The organism is Pseudomonas extremorientalis (genome assembly GCF_001870465.1).
GTDB classification, from domain to species: Bacteria; Pseudomonadota; Gammaproteobacteria; order Pseudomonadales; family Pseudomonadaceae; genus Aquipseudomonas; species Aquipseudomonas extremorientalis.
On sequence record NZ_MDGK01000053.1, the window covers coordinates 14,723 to 39,006 of the forward strand.

Below are 24,284 nucleotides of genomic sequence, written 5' to 3' on the forward strand. Positions count from 1 at the left end.
CCCCGCGTTGGGCTGCGAAGCAGCCCTAATACCAGTGAGCGCGCCGTGTGCATTCTGGTTTCCCACGTCATCGTTAACAACCATCGCGGGCAAGCCCGGCTCAGGGGGAACGCGCACGCCTCAACGATCCGGTCGGCTACCAGGCCGCCGCGCTTTGCTTTTGATTTTGATCTTAGGCGCCCCGTCAAACACGCTGGCCGGAATTCGGCAGGGATTTGGGGGGTAAACCGGCAGGGATGCCGGTTTAGCCGCCCCGCGCCATGGATGGCGCGTGGCGGCGGCCCCCCAAATCATTGTCGAATTACGGGCACACCGAGCCTGAGCGAGGTGCCGAGTGTTGGGGCAAGAGCGTTTTGCTTACTTTTGCGCTCTTCAAAAGTGAGCCGCCGTAAGGGCGGAACCATAAGCCGCCGTTACCCAAAAAACGGATATGTACACCTAAAAACAGGTCCAACCCAATGAGCCTATTGCCCTACGCCTGGGCCAAATCCCAACGCATCATCCTGCGCCCCAGCGACCAAGGCATGCTGCTGACGGTCTGCCCCTCAACCCCCGGCTGGTCCATCAGCGAAGTCCACCGCCAATTCGGCCAAACCCACCTCGAACAGGTACGCGACGACGAACTCGACGGCCTGCTCACCGCCGCCTACGCCGACACCGGCAGCGCCGCCGCCGTCGTCGGCGCCGCCGAAAACGAAGTCGACCTCGACCGCCTGATGCAAGACATGCCCGAAGTCACTGACCTGCTGGACACCCAGGACGGCGCCCCGGTGATCCGCATGATCAACGCCTTGCTGACCCAGGCCGCCCGCGACGAAGCCAGCGACATCCATATCGAACCCTACGAAACCCATTCCGTGGTGCGCTACCGTGTCGACGGCACCCTGCGTGACGTGGTCTCGCCACGCAAGGCATTGCATGGCGCGCTGGTCTCGCGGATCAAGATCATGGCCCAACTCGATATCGCCGAAAAACGCCTGCCCCAGGACGGCCGTATCGCCCTGCGCGTGGCCGGGCGGCCCATCGATATTCGCGTGTCCACGGTGCCCACCGGCCATGGCGAAAGGGTGGTCATGCGCCTGCTGGACAAACAAGCCGGGCGCCTGCAGCTGGAAACCCTGGGCATGGAGCCGCAGCTGCTGGCACGCCTGGATACGCTGATCCGCCAGCCCCACGGCATCGTGCTGGTCACCGGACCCACCGGCAGTGGCAAGACCACCAGCCTGTACGCCGCCCTGGCGCGGCTGGATGCGAGCACCAGCAATATCCTCACCGTGGAGGACCCGGTGGAATACGACCTGCCGGGTATCAGCCAGATCCAGGTCAACGCCAAGATCGACATGACCTTCGGCCTGGCCCTGCGTGCGATCCTGCGCCAGGACCCGGACATCATCATGATCGGCGAAATCCGTGACCTGGAGACCGCACAAATCGCCGTGCAGGCTTCGCTCACCGGTCACCTGGTGCTGGCGACCCTGCACACCAACGATGCGGTGTCGGCGGTCAACCGCCTGATCGATATGGGGGTGGAGCCGTTCCTGCTGGCGTCGTCCCTGCTGGGGGTGTTGGCCCAGCGCCTGGTACGGCGCCTGTGCCCGCACTGCAAGCAGGAAGACCCCGCCGCGCCCGGCACCTGGCGCCCGGTCGGCTGCGCGCAGTGCAACCAGGTCGGCTACAGCGGACGTACCGGGATCCATGAGTTGTTCTGTGTCGACGATGCGGTACGCAGCCTGATTCATGAGGGCGCCAACGAGCAGGACCTGCGCCTGGCCGCGCGCCGCGCCGGGATGTTGAGCATGCGTGAAGACGGTGAACGCTGGGTGCGCAGCGGTGCCACCGCCCCCGAAGAAATCCTGCGTGTGACACGGGACGCCTGATGAATCGCTATCGCTATGAAGCCGCCGATAGCAGCGGCAAAGTCGAGGCCGGGCATGTGGAGGCCGACAGCCAGAGCGCAGCCTTTGCCAACCTGCGCAGTCGCGGTTTGACCGCGTTGCTGGTGCAGATCGAAGGCAATCAGCCGGCCGCGACGGGCAGCAGCCTGTTCAGCGCCAAACTGTCGGACAACGACCTGGCCTGGGCCACGCGGCAACTGGCGAGCCTGCTGGGCGCGAGCCTGCCGTTGGAAGCTGCGCTGAGTGCTACGGTGGAGCAGGCCGAGAAAAAGCATATCGCCCAGACCCTGGCCGCCGTGCGCGCCGATGTGCGGGGCGGCATGCGCCTGGCGGATGCGTTGGCGGCGCGACCTCGGGATTTTCCGTCGATCTACCGCGCGCTGATTGCGGCGGGGGAGGAGTCCGGTGACCTGGCCCAGGTGATGGAGCGTTTGGCCGACTACATCGAGGAGCGCAACAACCTGCGTGGCAAGATTCTCACCGCGTTTATCTACCCCGGTGTGGTGGGGCTGGTGTCCATCGGCATTGTGATTTTCTTGCTGAGCTACGTGGTGCCCCAGGTGGTCAGTGCGTTCTCCCAGGCCCGCCAGGACCTGCCGGGGCTGACCCTGGCGATGCTCAACGCAAGTGACTTCATCCGCGCCTGGGGCTGGCTGTGTCTTGCCGGGATCGTCGGCGGTTTCTGGAGCTGGCGCCTGTACCTGCGCAATTCCGTGGCGCGCTTGAATTGGCACAGTCGCGTACTGCGTTTGCCGCTGATCGGGCGCTTCGTGCTGGGCCTGAACACGGCACGATTCGCCTCGACCCTGGCGATTCTCGGCGGTGCCGGGGTGCCGTTGCTGCGTGCCCTGGAGGCCGCGCGGCAAACCTTGTCCAACGACCGGCTCGACCAGTGCGTCAGCGATGCCACCGCCAAGGTGCGCGAGGGCGTCAACCTGGCCCCGGCGCTGGCGGTGGAAAAGGTCTTCCCGCCGGTGCTGATCCACCTGATCGCCAGCGGCGAGAAAACCGGCTCGCTGCCACCGATGCTGGAGCGCGCGGCGCAGACACTGTCGCGGGATATCGAACGGCGTGCCATGGGCATGACCGCCTTGCTGGAGCCGCTGATGATCGTGGTGATGGGGGCCGTGGTGCTGGTGATCGTCATGGCGGTGTTGTTGCCGATCATCGAGATCAACCAACTGGTCACCTGACCGCACCTGCTCCCGTCCAACCTCGGGTTCCTCGTTCCGTCACATTCCGACAGCTCATGTCGCCTCCAGCCATACGCGCTGAAACCTGACTGTCACCTGCGCCCAAAGCGCTCGGAATCATGACCGGAACACCCGAGAATCTTTTTAAAAATCAAGGTGTTCCTCCCGAGGTTTTTTCCTACAAACGTCATCGGAAACTGCGAATTTCTGTCCCATGGTTTTAACCCCTGGCCACCCCCCTGAACACGGCTCGGGACCGAAGCCATGGCGTCATGCAAGAGCCCTCTACCCCAAACGTACAAACACGACGAAAGGAGATTCTTCATGTTTAAGCGCAACGTTCTCGCGGTATCCATGACCCTCGCTGCACTGTGCTCGGCCCAGGCTGCAATGGCTGACATCAACGGCGGCGGCGCAACCCTGCCACAAGCGCTGTACCAGACGTCTGGCGTGTTGACCGCAGGTTTTGCCCCGTACATCGGTGTGGGCAGCGGCAATGGCAAGGCAGCTTTCCTGACCAACGACTACACCAAGTTGAAGGCTGGCGTTTCCAACCTGAACGTGCACTGGGCGGGCAGCGATTCCAAGCTGAGCGCTACTGAACTGTCGACGTATGCGTCGGCCAAGCAACCTGCCTGGGGCAAGCTGATCCAAGTGCCATCGGTGGGTACTTCGGTTGCCATCCCGTTCAACAAAAGCGGGACTGCGGCCGTTGACTTGAGCATCAACGAGCTGTGCGGTGTGTTCTCCGGCCGTATCGCCGACTGGAGCGGTATCACAGGTTCGGGTCGCAGTGGCGCCATCAAAGTGGTTTACCGCAGCGAAAGCAGTGGCACCACCGAACTGTTCACGCGCTTTCTGAATGCCAAGTGCGCTGAAACCGGCACCTTCAATGTCACCACCACCTTCGGCACCAGCTACACCGGTGGCTTGCCTGCCGGCGCGGTTTCCGCAACTGGCAGCCAAGGCGTGATGACCACCCTGGCCGGTACCGACGGCGGTATCACCTACATGAGCCCTGACTTCGCCGCCCCGACCCTGGCCGGTCTGGATGACGCAACTAAAGTCGCTCGCGTGGGCAAGGACGTGGTCAACGGTGTGGCGGTCCAGGGTGTATCGCCGAAAGCGAGCAACGTATCCGCCGCCATCAATGCCGTGCCGTTGCCTGCTGTCGCTGACCGTGGCAACCCTGACGCTTGGGTGCCCGTGTTCGGCAAAGCCAACACCGCGGGTGTGGTGCCTTACCCAACGTCGGGCTACCCGATCCTGGGCTTCACCAACGTGATCTTCAGCCAGTGCTACGCCGATGCCACCCAGACCACCCAAGTGCGTGACTTCTTCACCAAGCACTACGGTTCGTCTGCCAACAACGACGCAGCGATCGAAGCCAACGCGTTCGTGCCACTGCCAAACAACTGGAAAATCGCTATTCGCGGTAGCTTCCTGACCGCCACCAATGCCCTGAGCATCGGCAACACCAACGTCTGCAACGGCATCGGTCGTCCGCTGTAACCCACGCTTTCAAAGACCCGCAACACCTGATCAGCAACGGCCTGCGCCGTTGCTGATTTTTGCGTTTGTGCTGTTCACCGCCGCGCCGACAGCGTCATGTGAACTTTGCATGACAGAAGTTCAGTCGTGTCCCTCGCCAACCGCCTAATCCTCATACGTGAGCCTGTCCTGCTCCCTGCGTAATAACAAAGAAGGAAGATTCCCGATGGTCCGCTGCAAATCACCGGTCAACCTGAAAGCCCCCGAGACCGTCCTGCGTCTCAAGCCTTTGGCCCATGCCATTGCCTTATTGATGGTGGCGGGTAACGCCCAGGCAGCCACGGCGTTCAGTTCCGGCTGGTTTGCCGACAAGGGCGCGTCCCAGGCGGCCACGGCAGCGCGTACCGGTGCCGGCCAGGTGCCGGGGATTCCTTCATTGAACCAGCAGGCGCGGGTCAAGCAGCAGTTGGCGCGCTCCATCAGTACCTTGAACACCAGTGTCGCGGCCATTGCGGCCCAGCAGGCTGCGCAAGCGGCAGGGCGACAGGCGGCGTTCGGTCAGGTCTCGGCGATTCCCGATGGCCTGGGCAAGGGCGGCCTGCAGGTCGACAACAGCCTGACCCAGGGTTGGACCCACGCCAAGAACCCGACCCAGATCCAGTCCGGCGGCAAGACCACGGTGACCATCGAGCAGACCGCCGACAAGGCGATCCTCAACTGGGAGACGTTCAACGTCGGGCGCAACACCACCGTGGACTTCCAGCAGCAGGCCAGTTGGGCGGTGCTCAACCGCGTCAACGATCCCAATGCGCGCCCCAGTGAGATCCAGGGCCAGATCAACGGCGCCGGTACGGTGATGATCATGAACCGCAACGGCGTGGTGTTCGGCGGCACCAGCCAGGTCAACGTGCGCAACCTGGTGGCGGCCGCCGCGAACATCACCGACGAGCAGTTCACCCAACGCGGCCTCTACGTCGATGCCAACGGCACCCAGCCGACCTTCACCGATGCGGCGGGCAAGGTCCAGGTGCAGCGCGGTGCGTTGATCCAGACCCACAATCCGGCCACCTCCACCGACGCCGGCGGCTATGCCTTGCTGCTCGGTACCGAAGTGGAAAACGCCGGCACCGTCATCACCGCCAAGGGCCAGACCACCCTGGCCGCCGGCGACAGTTTCTACATCCGCAAGGGTGTCGGCACCACGGGCAACGACCGCTCCACCACGCGTGGCAATGAGGTGGCGACCAGCCTCAACCCTGGCAGCAGCGCAGGCAAAGTCACCAACAGCGGCCTGATCATGGCCTCCACCGGCGATATCACCCTCACCGGCCACCAGGTGCAGCAAAACGGCGTGGCGCTGGCCAGCACCTCGGTGGACACTCGCGGCACGATTCATCTGCTCAACGCTGCCAGCGACAGCACCGGTAGCGTGACCCTGGGCGAGGGCAGCACCACCGCGATCTTGCTGGACGCTAGTGGCAGCACCGCCCTCAACAGCCAGAAAGACAACGGGCTGATCAAACTCGACGGAACACCCGCCAACCTGATCACCGGCCGGTTCAACCACCTCAGTGCCGTGGCTGACCGTACCGACCAATCACGCGTCGAGATCGTCAGCGGTGGCTCCGTGGACTTCCAGAAGGGTTCGATCACCCTGGCCACCGGCGGCCAGGTGGCGGTCAGCGCTACCGGGCGCAGCCTGGTGCGCGATGGCGCGATGATCGACGTCTCAGGCGCGGTCGGCGTCAAGGTGTCGATGGCATCCAACACGATCAAGATCAACGTGCAGGGTAACGAGCAGCGTGATGCTCCGGTGAACCGTGACGGCGGGCAACTGATCAACAACGATGTGTGGGTCGACCTGCGCGAGCTGGTGTTTGTACCGGCAGGCACCAACGGTTACGCGACGGATCGCTGGTACACCGCCGGCGGCTTGCTGGAAGTGGGCGGTTACCTCGGTACTCAAGGACATTCGGTCGGCGAATGGATGGCCCAGGGCGGCACGGTGACCTTTACCGGCAAGGATGTGGTCACTCAGACGGGCGCGCAGATCAACCTGTCCGGCGGCACCGTGGACGTGCAGGCCGGTTACATCCAGCAGACCTGGCTCAAGGGGCCCAATGGCCGCTTGTATGAATTGTCCAAGGCGCCCGGCGACATCCTCTATTCGGGGTTCTACAAGGGCTATGAAGACACCAGCGCGCGCTGGGGCCAGACCGAGTATTACTACAACCCGCTGATCGCGCCGCAACGCCGCTACGAGGCCGGCTACACCGTAGGCCGCGACGCCGGCAAACTGGTGGTCGGCACCACCAGTGCGGTGTTGGAAGGTCAGTTGATCAGTGATGTGTTCCAGGGCGATCGGCAGACCCAGGCGCCCAACATCAACCTAGATGGCTACCAGCAATCCAAGAAGGCCATGGCCCAGCGGGCGCAGTTGATCATCGGCCAGTACATTCCGATCTACAACAAGACCACCGGCACGCTGCGCTATGCCCTGAGCGGCACCACCGACCAGGTGCTGATCGATGGCAATACCCGGAAAATCGCCGATGGCCTGGACCTCACCACGGCGCTGCCAGCGGATCGCCAGGGCCAGATGGTGCTCGACAGCGACCCGCTCAACGGTTACCAACTGGGCGCGATCAAGGTGGGCGCCAAGCAGCAGATCACGGTGAATGGTGCGCTCAAGGTGGCAGACGGCGGCGACATCACCTTGTTCGGGCCGGGGGTCGGTATCAACGCCAATCTCACCGCCCGGGGGGGCAGTATCAACGCGGGCAACATCCTCACTCAGGTCAACCTCAACGCGGGCAACACCGTCGGCGATGTGATCCTCGCGGGCAGCGGACGGGTCGATGTGGCGACAGGCGTCAAGCTGGACGCCGCCGGGCGCTGGAACAACCTGGCGCTGGACCCGAGCCTTGGTGAAGGCGTGGCCTATGTGAACGGCGGCAGGGTGTCGCTGCGCAGCACCGGCAACCTGAACCTGGCGTCAGGCAGCGTGGTGGAGGCGTCTTCCGGCGCCACGCTCGGCGTGGATGGCAAGCTCATCGGCGGCAAGGGCGGTGACGTGACCTTGGGTGCACTGGGCAGCCTGGGGCTGGAGGGCGAGATTCGCGGTTATGGTGTCAATGGCGGCGGCACCCTGGCGTTGCAGGCCCGCAAGGTACAGATCGGCAACAGCACCGGGGCGCCTGACGCCGGCACCGTGCAACTGGCGCAAGACTTCTTCAACAAGGGCTTCTCGGCCTATGACATCACCGGCAACGAGGGCCTGCTGGTCACTGACGGCACCCAGGTGGATGTCACCACGCCGGTGTATCGCCTTGGCGAGCAGACGTCCGCTGCGCCAACGGGAGGCGACCCTGCCACGGTATTGGAGCGCTGGACCCCTGCGCTGTATCAGCAAGACGCTGCCAAAGGCGTGCTGACCCAGCGCCGTGGCGCCAGCCTGAGCCTGACTGCCGGTCGGCAGGAATCCACGGCGGCCGAACTGGCTACCACGGCCCTGACAGTGGGCCGGGGCGCGGTGATCAACGTCGACCCGGGCCAGAGCATCAACCTGCGCAGCGTCGGCCAGTTGACGGTCAACGGCACGCTCAATGCCTGGGGCGGCAGCGTCAATCTGGGAGGCCTGACCGCTGTCGGTTCCGAGGTGGCCAATGCCGCCGGGCATAACCGCTCGATCTGGGTCGGCGACCACGCGGTGATCGATGTAGCAGCCCGTGCGATCAGTGCCGCGGACAATCGCGGGCGCCTCTACGGCCAGGTCGGCCAGGGTGGCAGGATCAGCCTCGGCGGCGAAATTGACCTGGCCACCGGCATTGCCAAGGCCAGCGACCTGTTTGTGGTGGTGCGCGACGGCGCGCGCCTGGACGCTTCCGGTGCCCAGGCGATGCTCGACATTCCGGGCCAGGGCCGGGTGCAGGTGGCCAGCAATGGCGGCAGCATCAGCGTTGCGTCCAACAATGGCCTGTATCTGGATGGCAGCTTGGTCGCCCGGGCCGGCGGTGCCGCGGCGGCGGGCGGCAGTTTATCGCTGGCACTGGAAACGCCTTACTACCTCAAGGCGGCGGTCACCGACCCGATGCTCAAGGTGCGTGAACTGGTGCTCAGCCAGTCCCATCAAGCCAGCCCCCTCCCGGACACCCTCGAGTACGGCCATGGCCGCCTCGGTGTGGACCAGGTCACCACCGGCGGCTTTGATAACCTGGCCTTGCTCAGCAACGGCGTGTTGAGCTTCGACGGTGATGTGTCGCTGAACATGGGGCAAAGCCTGCGCCTGTACAGCGGCGCCATGGGCCTTGCCGAAAACGCCGCCGCCAACGCTCGCATCAACCTGTCTGCGCCTTATCTGCTGCTGGCCGGCATCCTTGCGCCGCTGGACCCCAGCAAGGACCAGTACCTGCATCCGGTGCTGGCGTCCAACCTGTCGCAACGTGCCAGCCAGGCGCTGTTCCAGGCCAGTGGCAATCTGATCGACGTGCGCGGCAATGTGCTGTTCGGCAACCAGAGTGACCTGACGCTGAGCGATGCCAGCAAGCAGAGCATCGATCGCCGTGGCTTCGATGATGTGCAGTTGAGCAGCCAGGGTGACCTGCGCTTCCTGGCCGGTGCCGGGGCGGACGTGATCGCGCATGGCATCAGTACTCAGTTGATGACCAAAGGCGATATGACGCTGCGCGCCGCGCAGTTGTACCCGGCGACGGACGTTGGCGCACGGGTGCTGGCCGGCTTTATCGATGCCTTCTCTGGCTTCAAGTACGACCCGACCCGTACCTTGACGATCGCGCGCACGGGGACTGCTGATGCCGCCATGCCGTACTCGGCGTTTGGCCGCCTGCAACTGGGCGGCCCGACGATCAAGCAGGGCGGGGTGGTGCGTGCGCCCCTGGGCCTGATCGAAATCGGCAACCTCGGGGCCAGCCGCGTCGAGCTGCTGCCCGGCAGCCTGACCTCGGTGAGTGGCAAGGGACTGGTGTTGCCCTACGGCGGCACGGTAGACGGCCAGGTCTACAAATACAACGGCAAGACTGTGACGTTCCTTGGGCAGGGGGCGTTGCCTAACGCGAACGGCAGCCTGAATGTCGGGATGGTCCTGGGTGGCGAATCGGTGGTGGTGCAGCCTGACGCTACCGTGGACCTTTCCGGTGGCGGCGAGCTGCTTGGGGCCGGGTTTATTTCCGGGCGCGGCGGATCTACCGATGCGCGCTACAACCCCCTGGTGCAATTCGGGGCAACCGGCGGTTTTGTGTTGCCGGGGCTGGGCACCAACCCGGTCTACGCGATTGTGCCGGGCGCGCAACCGGGCTATGCCCCGGTGGGGCCGGAGGGCGGGGCGACCGACCCGTTGATTGGCCAGCAAATCACGATCGGTGCCGGTGTGCCGGGGCTGACAGCGGGCACCTACACCTTGATGCCGTCCACTTATGCCCTGATGCCGGGGGCCTTCCGCCTGGAAATCAACGGCTTGGCGGGGCTCGGCAGCGAAGGCACGACCCAGTTGCTGCGCAACGGCTCATGGTCCACTGCGGGGCGCTTGTCCATCGCCAATACCGGCATCGGCAACAGTACGGCGAGCCAGGTGATCCTCACCGCCGCCGACACCCTGCGCCGCTATTCCCAATACAACGAGACTCGTTATGCGCAATTCGCCGTGGCCGACGCGGCCCGCCTCGGGGTGCCGCGTGCGCTGTTGCCGGTGGATGCCAAGACCCTGCAACTGAACCTCAGCCCGGGGGCGGGTGCCAATGCCTTTTCGTTCAAGGGTATCGGTCGCTTCGAGGCCGCCGACGGCGGTTACGGTGGCACCGTGGCGTTGACCAATGGCAACAGGAGCACGGGCAAGGACATTGAGATCGTCGCGGCAGGCAAGGGCGCAACCTCGGGTTTCAGCGGCATCAGCGTCGAGGCCGAGAGCCTCAACGCGCTCGGCGCGGCGCGTCTGTTGATCGGTGGCCTGACCGTGGTGACCTACGGTCAGGGCGGCAACTACATCAACCTGGCCAACGGAGCCTTGAGCAACATCAACCTGCGCGAAGGCGCGAACCTGGCGGCGCCGGAAGTGTTGCTGGTGTCCTCTACCGGCAAGGTAACCGTCGAACAGGGGGCCTCGATCAACACCATCGGTCGCGGCAAGGCCAGTTATGACGCACGTGACGGCTTTGTGTACAACATGCCCAATATGCTGGCGGTGTCCAACGGCCTGCTCAACGTGGTCGCAGCAACGCCGATGGCAGGTGTGACCAGCGGCGGGATCGAGCTGGGGGCTTGCACTGGCACGCTGTGCAGCGGCCAGACCGCTTTGTATTCCGAAGGCACACTCGTTGCCTTGACCGACAGCACCCTGCAGATGGGGGCGGACGTGCGTTATGGCACCCGTCACCTGAACCTGGGCGTATCCAGCATCAACGTCGGCAGCCCCGAAGCCTTGGCCGCCGCCGCTGCCGGCAATCGCCTGCCGGCGGGCATGACCCTCACCCAGCAAGTCCTGGAGCGCCTGCTGCGGGGGGACACTCAATTTGGCGCGCCGGCCCTGGAAACCCTGCAACTGTCGGCACGCGACAGCTTCAACTTCTATGGCACCACGACCCTGGACACTTATGACTCGGCGACCGGCAAGTCGATGCTGAGCAACCTGATGCTGTCCACGCCGGCTATTTATGGTGCGGGCGGCGCCAACGATGTAGCCACCATCCATACCGCCAACCTGATCTGGCAGGGGGCCGCGACACCGCCCGTGGCGGCAGTGACTGACGGTGCCGGCAGCGGCAGCGGGCGCCTGGATATCCATGCCGAGCGCATCGAGTTCGGCTATGGGGATTTTGCCCAGCCAAGCACCACCCAGTCCTTTGACCGCCTGGCCCTGGGCTTTGCCAACGTCAACCTGAACGCCAGCCAGCGCATCACCGCCAACCATAAGGGCAGCCTCTCGGTGTATCAGCGTCAGGGCGCCTATGACGCGATCAAGGGCTTTGCCTACAACGGCGGCAACCTGAATATCCTCACACCGTTGATGAGCGGTGAAGCCGGCTCAGTCAACCGGATCACAGCCGGTGGCGCGATTGATGTGCGCGCCTCGGCGGGGCCGGTGGGCGAAGCGAAGGGCATTGGCGGCGAGTTGTCCTTGCAGGGTGACAGCATCCGCCTGGCCAGCGCGGTGGTATTGCCCAGCGGCAAGCTCACCCTGGGCGCCCGTGGCGATGTGGTGTTGACTGATGCGGCCTTGATCGATGTGGCCGGCCGGGCCATTGCTTTCAACGACCTGACTAAATACAGCGCTGGCGGCGAGGTCCTGCTGGAAAGCCGTGCGGGCAACGTGCTGCAGGCGGTCGGTTCGACCATCGACCTGTCGGCGCAGCACAACCAGGCGGGTCGGCTGCGGGCGGTGGCCGTAGAGGGCGCGGCGGGCACCGTCGACCTGGCGGGCAGGATCGTCGCTGGCAGCAGCGGCGACTACGATGCCGGCGGTACGCGGGTGCCTTACCTGGCGGGCGCGGTGGAGATCCAGGCCCAGCGGCTGGGCACAAGCGGCACATTGAATGAACAGTTCGCCGCCCTCAATCAACGCCTCAATCAAGGCCAGGTGTATGGCTCGCGCAGCTTTCAGCTCAAGCAAGGCGATCTGATCATCGGCAGCGATGTGAAGGCCAACAGCGTCAACGTTTCGCTAGACAATGGCAGCCTGCGCGTTACCGGCCTGGTAGACGCCAGCGGCGAGCGCGTCGGCAGCATCAACCTGGCCGCCAGGAACGGCCTGGTCCTGGACGGTACGGCGGTGCTCGATGCCCATGGCACGCAAGTGCGCGTGGACAGTTATGGCAAGGTCATCGACGCGCCGAACCGCGCCACCGTTGTGCTCGGCTCAGGCCAGGGCCAGTTGACCCTGGCCGATGGCGTGCGCATCGACCTGCGCCATGGCACGGGGGCAGGGGCCGGTAATGACGGACGCAGTCTCGGCACCCTGGAGCTCAACGCGCCCCGTCTGGGCGGCGATGACATTGCCATCGATGCCAGTGGGCGCCTGACCATCACCGGCGCACGCTCCATCGCGCTCAATGGCATGGTCACCTACGACGATGCCCCGACCAGGACCGATGCCACCCCGAACGGACGTCCGTACCAGGCGATCGACCAAGCCTACCTCGACGGCAAGCACGCACTGAGCACGGCGTTCATCAATGCTGCGCTCGGCAATACCAACCTGCTGCAGAACAAACTGGCAGGCCTGAATAACGCCACCTACGGCGATGTTTTCCACCTGCGGCCTGGTGTGGAGATTATCAGCAAGACGCCCGACGGCGACCTGGTGGTACAGGGCGACCTGGATTTGTCCGGCTATCGCTACGCCAGCCTCAAGTCGACCCAACCTACCGAGGCCGGCAGCCTGACCCTGCGCGCCGGTGGCGACCTGAATATCTACGGCAGCATCAACGACGGCTTTGCGCCGCCGCCGCAAACCGATGATGACAATGGCTGGGTCCTGCGTGCAGGTATCGACTACACCGGCGGCACGGTGGTGGTGCCGGGCAGTGGTGTGACCCTGGCGGATGGCACCCTGTTCCCAGGCGGCGTGACGCTCAATTTCGATGTGCCGACGCAGCCGCTGTTCCTGCCTGCTGGCACGCGGTTGCCCGTCGCGGCAACGCTCAGCCAGTCCTTGGTGCTGCCTGCCGGGACGGTGTTGGCCGCCGCCGTGCGGGACGCATCGGGCAATGTGCTGTTCGCCGCGGGCACGCTGCTGGTTCAGAGCCAGACCCTCGCCGCCGGCAGCACGCTGGACGCCGGCACCTTGTTGGGCAGTGCGGCCAATGTCAACGGGCTGATCTGGCCCAAGGGAGTGCCTTTGGCTACCAGCCTCAAGCTGGCAGGCAGTAAAGTCTTGCCCCGTGGCGCGCTGTTGCCGTCGGGTACCGATGTCAAGTTGCCGGACGGTGCGGCGTCGGTACAGCTGCGTGTCGCCGATGCCGGGCGCCAGGGCAAGAACTGGGCGATTGCGCCGATGCTGGAGGAAGGCTCGCAAGCGTGGTCGATTCGGCTGGTGGCCGGCGCGGATACCGGCGCGGCGGACAGTCGCCTGCTGCAACCGCACCCGGTCACCGGCAACCTTCGGTTGGCCGACAGTCACTATGGGATGTACGGGCAGGGTGCGCTGGTCTGGACCGAGCAGGGCTCTTTGGATGTCTATGGCGACAACAGCATGGTGGGCAAGCCCATCGATGTGAATGATGGCTACGCCTACCCCGGGATTTGTGACGATATGCCGGAATACTGCTCGTCCGAGGGCGATGCCTACACCTTGCTGGCGGGCGGCAGTACGCGTTTCAGTGTCATCCGCACCGGCGCTGCGGACTTGGATTTGCTGGCAGGCGGCAACCTGAGCATGGAGTCGTTGTACGGTGTCTACACCGCCGGCAGCTCCTCCACGGGCACCTCGGCTGGCGACCCGTATAACCTCAAGCGTGCCCTTGGCGGCAATGGCAAGGTCCTGGGTAACGTCGGCGGTAACGAAAAGTGGGTCAACGGTGGCCCCGACAGCCTGTACCGCGCCTGGTACCCAGACACGGGCGGCAATGTGCTGGTCAAAGTGGGGGGCGACCTGACAGGCAATATCACCAGCCCTGCGCAGAATGGCGTTGCGCGTCCTGTGCCTGTCGACCTGGGGCTGGATTCAGCCAATGTCGGCAATTGGCTGTGGCGACAGGGTAATAACCTGGAGGGCAGCCAGGCACAAGCGACCGCCTGGTGGATCAATTTCGGTTCTTACGTCGCTAACGTGCGTTCGGACCAGATGGTCGGTTTTACCGGGTTCGGCACCCTGGGTGGCGGCAACCTCACGGTTGATGTGGGGGGCAATGCGGGAATCATCAGTGCGCTGTCGTCAACCGCCCAGAACGTCAGCCCACGCAGCCAAGGCCTCGTTCTGGCGGTCGGCGGTACAGGGCGGGTCGCGGCCGATGGCAGTGTGCAACTGAGCGGTGGTGGCGACTTGAACCTGCGGGTGGGCGATGCGCTGAACCCCGCCAGTCAGGTCACCGTCGATCACCTCAATGGCTCGTTGGTGAACCTGCGCGGCCACGTACAAGTGACGGGCGGCAGCCTGGGCAGCCTGACCTTGCGTTACGGCAACCAGTCCAGGGACCAGAGCCCCAGCGAAGTGCGCGCCTACGACCCGCTGCGCTCCACCTCGGCCATGGCGGCCGGCGGCTTGAGCCTGCTGCCAGGGGATTCGACCTTCAGCCTGGCTACCCGGGGCGACCTGGTCCTCCAGGATGTCGCCGATCCAGGCCGCGTACCGCAGATGAATGCCTTGGCCTACGCAAAGGAAGGCGTCAACGGGGTAGGACAGAGCTGGTTCAGCCTGTGGACCGACCGTACGGCAGTCGATCTGTTCTCCTCCGGCGGTAACCTCACACCACTGACCCAGACGCTGGAAACCGATATGGCGGCGGTCTACCCCGCCACATTGCGTGCGGTCGCCGCCAGCGGCAGCCTGTACTACGGCCGTGCGTCGACGAGTAACCCGAATGTGCCGCAGCCATTGCAGGCGCTGGTGCTGGCACCGTCGGCCAACGGTCAACTGGAATTGCTGGCGGGCGATTCGATCTACGGCGGCGACTTGACCATCAGCCGTTCCAGCGCAAGTCCGCAAAGCCTGGCGACGATCCAGCGTCCGGCGTTCCTGGGCTTCATCAACAGCTTGCCGGTCGCAGGCAGCGGCAATCTTTCCAGTGATGGCAACATCGCACGCCTGGGGCTTCACCCGCTGTTCGCGTTTGGCCCTGACACCGCGAGCATGGCATGGGGCGGCGCCTTGGAACCGGCGCGTTTCTATGCGCTCAGCGGTGACCTGCTGGGGGTCAACAGTGGACGGGCGCTCAGTCTCTATGGGGCAAACGATCCACGCTTCGGTCAGACCTACTACGAAGGTGCAGGCCCGGTCTGGATGCTCGCCGGGCGCGATATCGTCAGCAGCGGCACCCGCTTGAATGGTGCCCTTGGCGGGGACGTGAGCACCGGTGAATACACGTTCATCGGTAACCTGTTCGTGCACACGGGGGCGACTGATATCTCCATTGCCAGCGCCGGGCGCGACATCCTCTACAGCAGTTTTAATGTCGCGGGCCCCGGGACCCTTGAGCTGACGGCCGGGCGCACTATCCAGATGGACGATCAGGTGGGCGTGAACAGTCTGGGCGCCGTGGCGGCCGGCGACAACCGAGCGGGTGCCAGCATCGTCCTGCAAGCCGGTGTCGGGCCCAAGGGGCCGGACTACCGTCGGTTTGTCGAGGCTTACTTGAACCCCGCCAACCTGGCGCTGCCGGGTGAGTCGATCCAGGGCAGCAAGGTCGCCAAGACCTACGAGAGGGAATTGCTCGCCTGGCTGGTCGAGCGCTTCGGGTTTACCGGAGACGCCGAACAGGCCCGCACTTACTACGCGGCGCTCCCCGCCGAGCAACAACGGGTGTTCGCCCGCGACGTGTACTTCGCCGAGCTCAAGGCCGCCGGCCGTGAGTACAACACCGCTGGCAGCGTGCGCCAGGGCAGCTACCTGCGTGGCCGCGCGGCGATTGCGGCGCTGTTCCCGGACAAGGACGTGGCCGGCAACCCGATCACCTACAAAGGCGACATCACGATGTTCGGTGGCGCGGGTGTGCACACCAACTTCGGGGGTTCCATCCAGATGCTCACGCCGGGCGGCAGCCAGACCTTCGGTATCGAAGGCGCGGCGCCACCGTCGACGGCGGGGGTGATCACCCAGGGCGCGGGGGATATCCAGCTGTATTCCCTGGGCAGCATCCTGCTGGGCCAGAGCCGCATCATGACCACCTTCGGCGGCTCGATCATGGGCTGGACCAGCGAAGGCGACATCAACGCCGGGCGCGGTTCCAAGACCACCGTGGTGTACACGCCGCCCAAGCGTGTGTATGACAACTGGGGCAACGTCGGCCTGTCGCCGTCGGTGCCGAGTACCGGTGCGGGGATCGCCACGCTCAACCCGATCCCGGAAGTGCCGGCGGGGGACATCGACCTGATCGCACCGCTGGGCACCATCGATGCCGGCGAGGCGGGCATTCGTGTGTCCGGCAACGTCAACATTGCCGCCTTGCGCGTGGTGAACGCGGCGAATATCCAGAGCCAGGGCAAGTCGTCCGGGGTGCCGGTGTCTGCTGCGGTCAACACCAACGCCATGACGTCGGCCAGCGCGGCCGGAGCGGCGGCGTCCCAGGCCGCGGAAGACGCGGCGCGCAGCCAGCAGGCGGCCGCCAAACAGGGCAGGCCGTCGATCATGACCGTGGAAGTGTTGAGCCTGGGCACCGAACCGTTGCCGCAGGAGCCTGCGCCGGCGCAGAAAACCTCCGGCTACAACCCCAACAGCCCGGTGCAGGTGCTGGGCGCCGGGCCGCTGAGCGAACAGGCGCGAGCGCGGCTGACGGATGAGGAGCGCAAGCAGATCAGTTTGTAAGGCTTTGGAAGGGACCTCTCGATGTACCGTTCGGGGCGATCAATGATCGCCCCTTTTTTTGCGCCGGTTACGGGTTGTCCTTGAGGGTCTTGAACGACTCGATGCGTTTGATCAGCCGCGTATTTTTCGCCGAGTCGGCATTGCCGAACAGGAACGAGAAGTCCGACGCCAGCCCGGATTTGCCGGCAATCGCCGCGTACTGGTGGCAGTCATTGCAGTTGTCTGTCTGCACGTAGGTTTCCATCGTGGTGTTGGCGACCACGACACTCTGGTCGCTGACAAACGGCCCATAGGACAGCGGCACCTTCACGTTCGGCCCAGGGCCTGGATCGTTGGGGGCGTTGGGCGTCTTGGACCACAGCACGTTCACCAGTTTGTAGTACTGGAACACCGACTGGCCCTGGGTCTGCTGGGCGAAGGTCTGCTGCACCGCCGTGTTCAGCGCCTGCATGTCCTGGGGCGTGGCGTTGAGCCGGGTGGCCTGCACCGGCTGGTCCAGGGGCGTGCAGTCGGGCGGCGTGTGGGTGGCGTCGCACTGCACGCGGGCGACGTTTGGCGCGCAGGCATCGCCGGTGCACTCGGGGTTGTTGAAGCTGTAGCCCTGGGGTGGGGCGGCGCCGCCATCGGGCACGTTGTCGATCTGCTCAAAGGTGGTCCAGATGAAGTTCGGCTGGGTCTGGGTCTTGTTGATGATATGCAGCCCTACCAGGCCTATCACTTCCTGGGTGCATTGCAGCGTGTCCGGGCGTTGCAGCCAGGCCACGGTGGTCAGGTAGCGCCCGTACAAGTCGGGCTTGTTGGTGAGCACGCGCCAGGCCGCCTTGAGTTCCAGGGCACCCAGCTCCTCCTGGGGCAGCGCCTTGGCCGGCAGCTCGCGCACCGGCTTGCCGGCCGGCAGTGACAGGCCGGCGGGGTGTCGGTTGTCGCTGTTTTGCGCCACGATCAGCTGGTTGGCGGCGTCGTACAAACCGTTGTCGACGATGTAGTCGAACTCGGCCTTGCCCACCTTGCGCTCGAAAAACACCAGGTTGCCCGACTGGTCCGTGAGCCAGCCGCCGGACGCTTCCATGATCGAATCCGGCAGGGTCACCTGGGTGCCGCTGGACAGGTGGAAGCGGTGCTTGCGGTTGATCGCGCTTTCCGAGGTGGCGGTGATGAATTTACGCGCCCCCGTGGCAAACGCCTTGAGGTTGCCGGTGGCGGTGCAATTGGACGGCACCAGGGTTTCCACGCCCCAGCCGGACGGCTTGGCCGCGCCGGGCAGGAAGATTTCGCTGGCATCCTTGTAGCTGGCCCACACCGGGGCATTGCTCATCGGTTGGCCGGGGGTTGGCGGCACGCCGAACTGGGCCGCGCTGCTTTGGGTGTCCGGCTCACCGGCCAGGCTTGGGTTGGCCGGCCAGCCGGGATTGACCGGCCAGTTCATGGCGATGAACAACTGCCAGCCGAAACAATTGAGAAAAGCCTGCTCGGTGCCGAAATTGTTCACCGGCAGGAAGCCGCCGCTGGTGGGATCGAACACCAGCTGGCTGACGCAGCTCTGGGCGTCCGAGGCGGCATTGGCCGGTGTGGCGGCCAGCAGTGGGAGAAGGGTGCAGGTGATTGCGCAGGCAATACGCAAGCGTGCCCGGCGCAGCGGGCGAAGCCATCCGTTCATGATCGCATTCCTTGCTCAAGACTCAAGGGGCGGCCGCCCAGGCCAGGCATGGGCGGCCGGGAGGCACTCAGGCGCTGGGCACCAGGGCCAGGCCGCTTTCCCAGGGGTGCTCGGAGGCACTCGGGTTGGCCGCTTCGCTGGGGTTCAGCGCACGCACGCTGACCAGCCCCGGCGCCGCGTTGCTGCTGACGGTGATGGTCATGATGTAGCCCTGGGTGCCGCCGCCGTCGGTCTGGCCGGGAATCGCCGAGGCATCCGGCAGGAACTGCGTGACCTGGGCCGTGATGCCCGGGTTGGAGAACTGCACCCGTGCATCCGCCGCCGTGGTGTTCGGGTCGGCGCCTTGTACCACCAATACGAACTGGCCTGAGCTGCCGGGGGCAAAGCTGGCCGGCAAGTCGCTGGGGGATTGGCCGTAGAACAGGTCAATCGGCAGCAACTGCACGGGCCAGGGTTGCGCATCGGTGGTGTTGGCCGCCACGCAGGCACACTCCTTGGGCTGGGCCGTGAGCGGCGCAGGGGTCACGCTGAGGGCCACGTTCAGTTCGTTGGCGATCACCCACACGTAGTCGATCGGCGCGCCGTTGATGGTGATCTCATTGATCGAGAACCCCGCGCTGGCCGGCACCTCAAAGACCGCCTGGAGAATCTGGTCGGAGTTGTTCGGGCCGGTGCCGGCGGTGCCACGGGTAACGCGCCAGTAGCTGCTGACATCCTGGCCTTGCGGGCCTTTCCAGGTGCTGAAGGACTTGGGTTGCTGCAGGTACAGGCCGATAGGGTTGGTCAACGAGATCAGGTTGTTGACCGCCGCCTGGTTCGCGGAGAACCCGATATGCGGGTCGGAGTTGCGGTAGTTCTGCCCGTATTGCGCGCAGCAGATCAGGCTCTGCTGGTTCTGGCTGCTGGTGAGTGGCCGCAGGATGGTGGCCGCCGCCGCCAGGTAGATCTCGGCGCTCAGGGTATTGGGGCCGGAAGTCAGGTGCATCGCGCCGCCCGACACGCCCGGTATGCGCACGGTGCCGCTGTTCCATTTGTTCACGGTGTCGTAGGCGGGCTGGCCGGTGGTGGGGTCGAGTACCGGTTCGCCGGCTTTGCCGGTCGGGCCGTCGGCGGTGTAGCGCAGGTACAGGTCTTCGAGTTTCACCTGCGGGTCGACATACGCCTGGTACAGGCCCAGCACGGCACCCGGGTCGATGTTCCACATGGTCAGGAAATACGCCGGGTTCTCGCTTGTGAACATGATGCTGCGCATTTTGCCGTCGGGGTCGCGGGTGATCGACCACTCGCAGTATTCGTCCAGCCAGCCCCGTGGACCCGAGGGCGAAAAGTCGGCGTAGGGGCCGTTCCAGTTGATGGATTTGCACAGCACGCTGGGGATCTGCAGTTGGGTGGCCTTGGGGTCCGGGTACAGCGAATAGAGGGTGTCGTTGAGGGTGATCTGGCCGTGGTCGGTCAGTTGCATCACCTGGTCCAGGGTCATGGCCTTGCCGCCCAGTTGCGGGACCACGGCAGCGCCCTCGTTATAGAAAAACGTCCACAGCCGATTGGGGAAGGGCTGCCAGGTGATGGTCTTTGGCTTCAGCGTGCCGTAGCCGCTCTCCAGCGGGTTGTAATAGCCCGAGCGCGGTGCATCGTTGAGGTTGGACCAGGGGTTGCCGATGATCGACATCTGGGTCCAGCCGGTGACGTTGTTGTTCCAGTCGGTTTCGAACGCCGGCAACTGGTCCTCCAGGCCCAACTTGTTGTAGTCCTTGGGCGCTTGTTCGGCAGGGGAGGTGAATTGGGTGAAGGGTGTGCTCATGTCGGTTCTCCAGCATCGGTGTTGGTGGAGCAGCAACCGGCGCCCGGAGCGGGGCCGGCAGAGGTTTGGCGCGGGTCGTCCCACACCAGTTCGGCGATAAAGCCAGGCAGCGGCGCGTATGCATCGGCCGTCAATACCTGGCCACTATCGGAGTGGGTCACGACCAGCGATAACTGCGCTGTGTCGGTCGGTTTGAGCTTGAGTACCCGGGCATTGCGCGCAGCGTTCAGCGCCCGCGACACGCCCAGGGTGACGCAGCGGCCCTTGTCGTCGACCAGGCCCATGCCGATGCGGCTGAAGCGCCCGACGTAATGCGGGTTATCGGCGCGGGCGTGTTGCGCGGTGGCGTCGGGCTGGTTGAGGAAGACGTCGATCAGGTAGGTGTCGTGGGTGCAGCGCACATGGTCGAACACCACCCACGGACCGGTGCCTGCCGCCTGGGACTGACGGCAGCACGCAGCCTTGGCCGCGCCGAACTGCGGGGCGACTGGCGTGCCATAGTCGTAGCCGATGTGCCGGCTGTCCTGGGCCATGTCGCCGAGGGTGGTGTAGCGCCAGGCGTCGGCGCTAGTGAAGGTCACGTCATCGGCCTGATGCCCGGCGAAGGGTTGCAACAGGCATTGGGTAGTGTACTGCGCCGCCGGGTTGGCGCGGATCCAGACCTCCAGCATGCGGTCGATGTTGGCGTGATAGGAGCAGAATACCGGGTCGAAGGCGGTGTAGGCGTTGTCGGCCATGTCGCCGCCGATCCAGCCGTGATAGTTGTCGTGGGGCTGCTCGTAGAGTCCGTCGAAATTCAGCGCACGGTTGGGGTACAGGTTGTCCGGTTGCGGCGGGTCGAAGGCCGTGATGTTGGCCCACGGATAGCCTGGCACACCCTGGGGCTGGCTGAAGGTGGTGAACGCCAGCGCATCGACCACCTGCTGCTGGAAGATCCGGCTCATGCCATACAGCTGGGTGCGCTCGAACCGAAAGGCCTCGCCCTGGGTGTAGAACAGCGGGTTGCGCTGCACGTACAGGCAGTCGACACCCTCGACCGGCGCGGTGGCGCAGACCTTGGAGCAGCCATCCTTGGCCGCCGCATAACGCAACGGGTTACGCCGCACCACACCGGTGCGGGGGTGCACGTAGGTTTCATCGAGGAACGCCTGGGGCAAGCCGGCCTGGGGGCTGCCGTCGACACTGGCGTCTGCGGCCATCCAGTCCCAGTAGGGGATCGCGCAGTCGATCAGTGCTTCCAGGTACAGCAGGTAAGCGCGGTGCCACAGGGCGAAGGCTTCCTGGTAATGCAGGCACCAGTTGGTGTGGATGTAGGCATAGCGCTGCCAGGGCGAGCCACTGTCGGGGTCGCCGATGTGCATTACGTCATCCAGCTTGGCGCGGTACAGGTTCAGTGCTTCGGGGCTCAGGGAGCGGATGTCCTGGCGCACACGCTTGACCGGGTGTGGCAATGCCGGTGGCGGAATGCGCTCGGCCAGGTCAAACGGCGAGATGCTGTCCAGCCGCCAACCCTGGTTGACCCAAAGGCGGAAGGTTTCCAGGGCATCCATCGGCCAGAACTGTTGCTGATCGGTGGTCAGCGGCATGTTGCGCGAGGCCAGGTGCTGGTAGATGGTTTGCGACCAGGTCTGGACCGAGGCCGGGTCTTCCAGGAACACCTCATAGGCGTTCATGCAACCGACCCAGGTGGCGGCGACGGCGGCGCGCTGGGCGGCGGGTATCCAGTAGGGGGCGCTGAACAGCGCCTTGATATCACCGGTCCATGTCGGTTTCGCGACTATCATCAGATCCCTCTCATGCCGCCTTCAGGCCAGGTGTTGGCCGGGCTGCTAAGCTGGAACGATGTTAACTAGCCACTGCGCAGGATTTGTGCAAATTGGCCCGTCTTTGCGACGTATTCATTGCATTTTTTCAAGGACGATTCGGAACCGATGACAGACGCCATGGATTTGAAGATCCTGGGCAAGTTGCAGAAGGATTGCGACCAGAGCCTGGAGTTGTTGAGCGACAGCGTGGGGCTGTCTTCCACCAGTTGTTATCGGCGGATTCGTCGCATGGAGAGCGTGGGGATCATCAAGGCCAAGGTCGCGGTGCTGGATGAACGCAAATTGGGCATTCAGGTGACGGCGTTTTTCCTGATCAAGCTGGACAGGGATAGCCAGGATATTGACCGCAAGATGCAGCACATCCTTTCGACTCATCCGGAGATTCAGGATTGTTACCTGATGACGGGGGAGTTTGATTTTGTGATGGTGGCGAAGTTTCGGGATGCTGCGGAGTACACCGAGTATATCTATCGGTTTCTGGAGACTTATCGGGATATTCCGATTCGGACCTATTCGTCGACGTTGGTGGTTAGGACGGTTAAGAAGTCTTATGAGTTGCCGTTGCAGGGGGTTGGGTTTTGTTCTCGAAGTTGAGTACATATCCGTTTCTTCGGTAACGGCTACTTAGGGTTCCGCTCTTACAGCGGCTCACTTTTGGAAAGGCCGGAATGCCGGCCCAGCCCAAAGTAAGCAAAAGGCCTTCGCCCCAACACTCGGCACCTCGCCTAGGTTCGGCCAGCGTGTTTGACGGGGCGATCCCAGATCAAAAGCAAGAGCGCGGCGGCCTTGGAGCCGACCGGATTGTATGGCCGGTACTCGGTCAAAGTGTGGGAGGGGCTTGCCCCCGATGGCAGTGGGTCAGTCACTGATGAGTTGGCTGACACACCGCCATCGGGGGCAAGCCCCCTCCCACAGTTTGATCTTCATGTATCAGTTGAAGGGTGGTTTGCTCTGGCTCTGGCTCTGGCTTTTGATCTGCTTTTGATTTTGATGTTAGGCGGCCCCCCAAATCCCTGTCGGATTACGGGTACACCGAGCCTAAGCGAGGTGCCGAGTGTTGGGGCAAGAGCGTTTTGCTTACTTTTGACTGGGCCGGCATTCCGGCTTTTCAAAAGTGAGCCGCCGTAAGGGCGGAACCAATAGCCGCCGTTACCCAAATAACGGATATACACACCACCAAGAATTGCCCCCCACCCAATCCCAAATGAAGCTTTCATGACAAAAGTTCGGTAGCCCATGGCCACTCCCGTCTCCTCTGTGTAACGCGCTTGAGCCCACCAGAAAGGTGAGCTTTTCAGCCGCAAGCAGGATGCCAGGAGTGGGGCGATGGGAACTATGGAACGTTACTCGAAAGTGGGCATGCAGGAGCTCGACCAGCGCCTGTCGAAGATCGTCGAAGCGGCGCGCAAGAAGCCGGTGTCGGTCTATCGCTACGGCGCACCCTGGGTATGGATTGTCTCCCAGGAGGACTGGCAGGGCGCCCGCAAGGAAGTGGCCAGCTATATCCCGGCAGGCCATTCCCTGGTGTTGCTGCGCCCGCAGATCGACGAAGTGCTCGACCAGCACCGTGACTGGCTCACCGCCGAACCCGTGATGTCGATCCCTGCGCCGACCGTGCTGCAGATCCTGCTGCTGCAACTGCTGTATTCGGTGCCCAGCGAGCAGCAACTGCATGAACAGCTGAACTACAACCTGCTGTTCCGCTGGTTCGTCGGCCTGGACCTCAACCAGAAGGTCTGGAGTGTTCATGTCCTGACTCGCGACATCGCCACGCTGCTGAACAACCCGCGTGCGGTGCAACTCATCCAGAAAATCATCGGTGACGTGTTTTGTGGCGCCTTGCTGCACATGCCGGAGTTCTCGTTGAACTTCGCCTTGTTGCACACCTGGCTGGCACGCCACGGCAACACCGCGATCACCAGCAATTGAGCAGGCCGTACGCCGGGCATTCG

The 24,284-nt window shown here is 64.2% G+C and carries 9 protein-coding genes; 6 read left to right on the plus strand and 3 right to left on the minus strand.

Annotated elements, in window-relative coordinates:
* The first annotated feature begins 458 nt into the window (after window positions 1-458).
* From gspE to BFN10_RS20715, 4 genes are all read left to right on the plus strand, one after another.
* Complete coding sequence (gene gspE, locus BFN10_RS20700; RefSeq protein WP_071491220.1) at window positions 459-1,877, plus strand: type II secretion system ATPase GspE; 1,419 nt, start codon at window positions 459-461, stop codon at window positions 1,875-1,877.
* Window positions 1,877-3,088, plus strand: coding sequence for a type II secretion system inner membrane protein GspF (gspF, locus tag BFN10_RS20705; RefSeq protein ID WP_071491221.1), 1,212 nt, complete (start codon window positions 1,877-1,879; stop codon window positions 3,086-3,088). Before gspE ends, gspF begins: the two co-directional genes overlap by 1 nt.
* A gap of 324 nt (window positions 3,089-3,412) precedes the next feature.
* On the plus strand, window positions 3,413-4,600 hold the full coding sequence (locus BFN10_RS20710) for a substrate-binding domain-containing protein (protein ID WP_071491222.1): 1,188 nt from the start codon (window positions 3,413-3,415) through the stop codon (window positions 4,598-4,600).
* Between the two features lie 205 nt (window positions 4,601-4,805).
* Window positions 4,806-17,048, plus strand: coding sequence for a filamentous haemagglutinin family protein (locus BFN10_RS20715; RefSeq protein ID WP_071491223.1), 12,243 nt, complete (start codon window positions 4,806-4,808; stop codon window positions 17,046-17,048).
* 67 nt (window positions 17,049-17,115) lie between these two features.
* On the opposite strand, the gene BFN10_RS20720 is transcribed toward BFN10_RS20715, so the two are convergent.
* The 3 genes from BFN10_RS20720 to BFN10_RS20730 all read right to left on the minus strand — a co-directional run bounded on the left by BFN10_RS20720 (window position 17,116) and on the right by BFN10_RS20730 (window position 22,290).
* Entirely contained in the window at window positions 17,116-18,705 is a 1,590-nt protein-coding gene (locus BFN10_RS20720) for a hypothetical protein (protein WP_083351581.1), read from the minus strand.
* A gap of 67 nt (window positions 18,706-18,772) precedes the next feature.
* Window positions 18,773-20,506 (minus strand): hypothetical protein, encoded by a 1,734-nt coding sequence (locus BFN10_RS20725; protein ID WP_071491224.1) that lies wholly within the window; start codon window positions 20,504-20,506, stop codon window positions 18,773-18,775.
* Window positions 20,503-22,290, minus strand: a complete 1,788-nt coding sequence (locus BFN10_RS20730) for a tyrosinase family protein (RefSeq protein WP_083351582.1) — start codon at window positions 22,288-22,290, stop codon at window positions 20,503-20,505. The genes BFN10_RS20725 and BFN10_RS20730 overlap by 4 nt, the downstream gene beginning before the upstream one ends.
* A gap of 159 nt (window positions 22,291-22,449) precedes the next feature.
* On the opposite strand from BFN10_RS20730, the gene BFN10_RS20735 reads away from it, so the two are divergent.
* The gene (locus tag BFN10_RS20735) at window positions 22,450-22,926 is read left to right on the plus strand and encodes an Lrp/AsnC family transcriptional regulator (RefSeq protein WP_071491274.1); all 477 of its coding nucleotides are present in this window, start codon (window positions 22,450-22,452) and stop codon (window positions 22,924-22,926) included.
* 741 nt (window positions 22,927-23,667) lie between these two features.
* Window positions 23,668-24,261 carry a transposase gene (locus BFN10_RS20740; protein WP_071491225.1) on the plus strand — a complete coding sequence of 198 codons (594 nt, stop codon included), beginning with the start codon at window positions 23,668-23,670 and terminating at the stop codon, window positions 24,259-24,261.
* Window positions 24,262-24,284: the final 23 nt, after the last annotated feature.

Coding starts and splice junctions, on each gene's coding strand:
- gspE (WP_071491220.1), top strand. CDS start 459: ATGAGCCTATTGCCCTACGCCTGGGCCAAATCCCAACGCATCATCCTG.
- gspF (WP_071491221.1), top strand. CDS start 1,877: ATGAATCGCTATCGCTATGAAGCCGCCGATAGCAGCGGCAAAGTCGAG.
- BFN10_RS20710 (WP_071491222.1), top strand. CDS start 3,413: ATGTTTAAGCGCAACGTTCTCGCGGTATCCATGACCCTCGCTGCACTG.
- BFN10_RS20715 (WP_071491223.1), top strand. CDS start 4,806: ATGGTCCGCTGCAAATCACCGGTCAACCTGAAAGCCCCCGAGACCGTC.
- BFN10_RS20720 (WP_083351581.1), bottom strand. CDS start 18,705: ATGAACGGATGGCTTCGCCCGCTGCGCCGGGCACGCTTGCGTATTGCC.
- BFN10_RS20725 (WP_071491224.1), bottom strand. CDS start 20,506: ATGAGCACACCCTTCACCCAATTCACCTCCCCTGCCGAACAAGCGCCC.
- BFN10_RS20730 (WP_083351582.1), bottom strand. CDS start 22,290: ATGATAGTCGCGAAACCGACATGGACCGGTGATATCAAGGCGCTGTTC.
- BFN10_RS20735 (WP_071491274.1), top strand. CDS start 22,450: ATGGATTTGAAGATCCTGGGCAAGTTGCAGAAGGATTGCGACCAGAGC.
- BFN10_RS20740 (WP_071491225.1), top strand. CDS start 23,668: ATGGAACGTTACTCGAAAGTGGGCATGCAGGAGCTCGACCAGCGCCTG.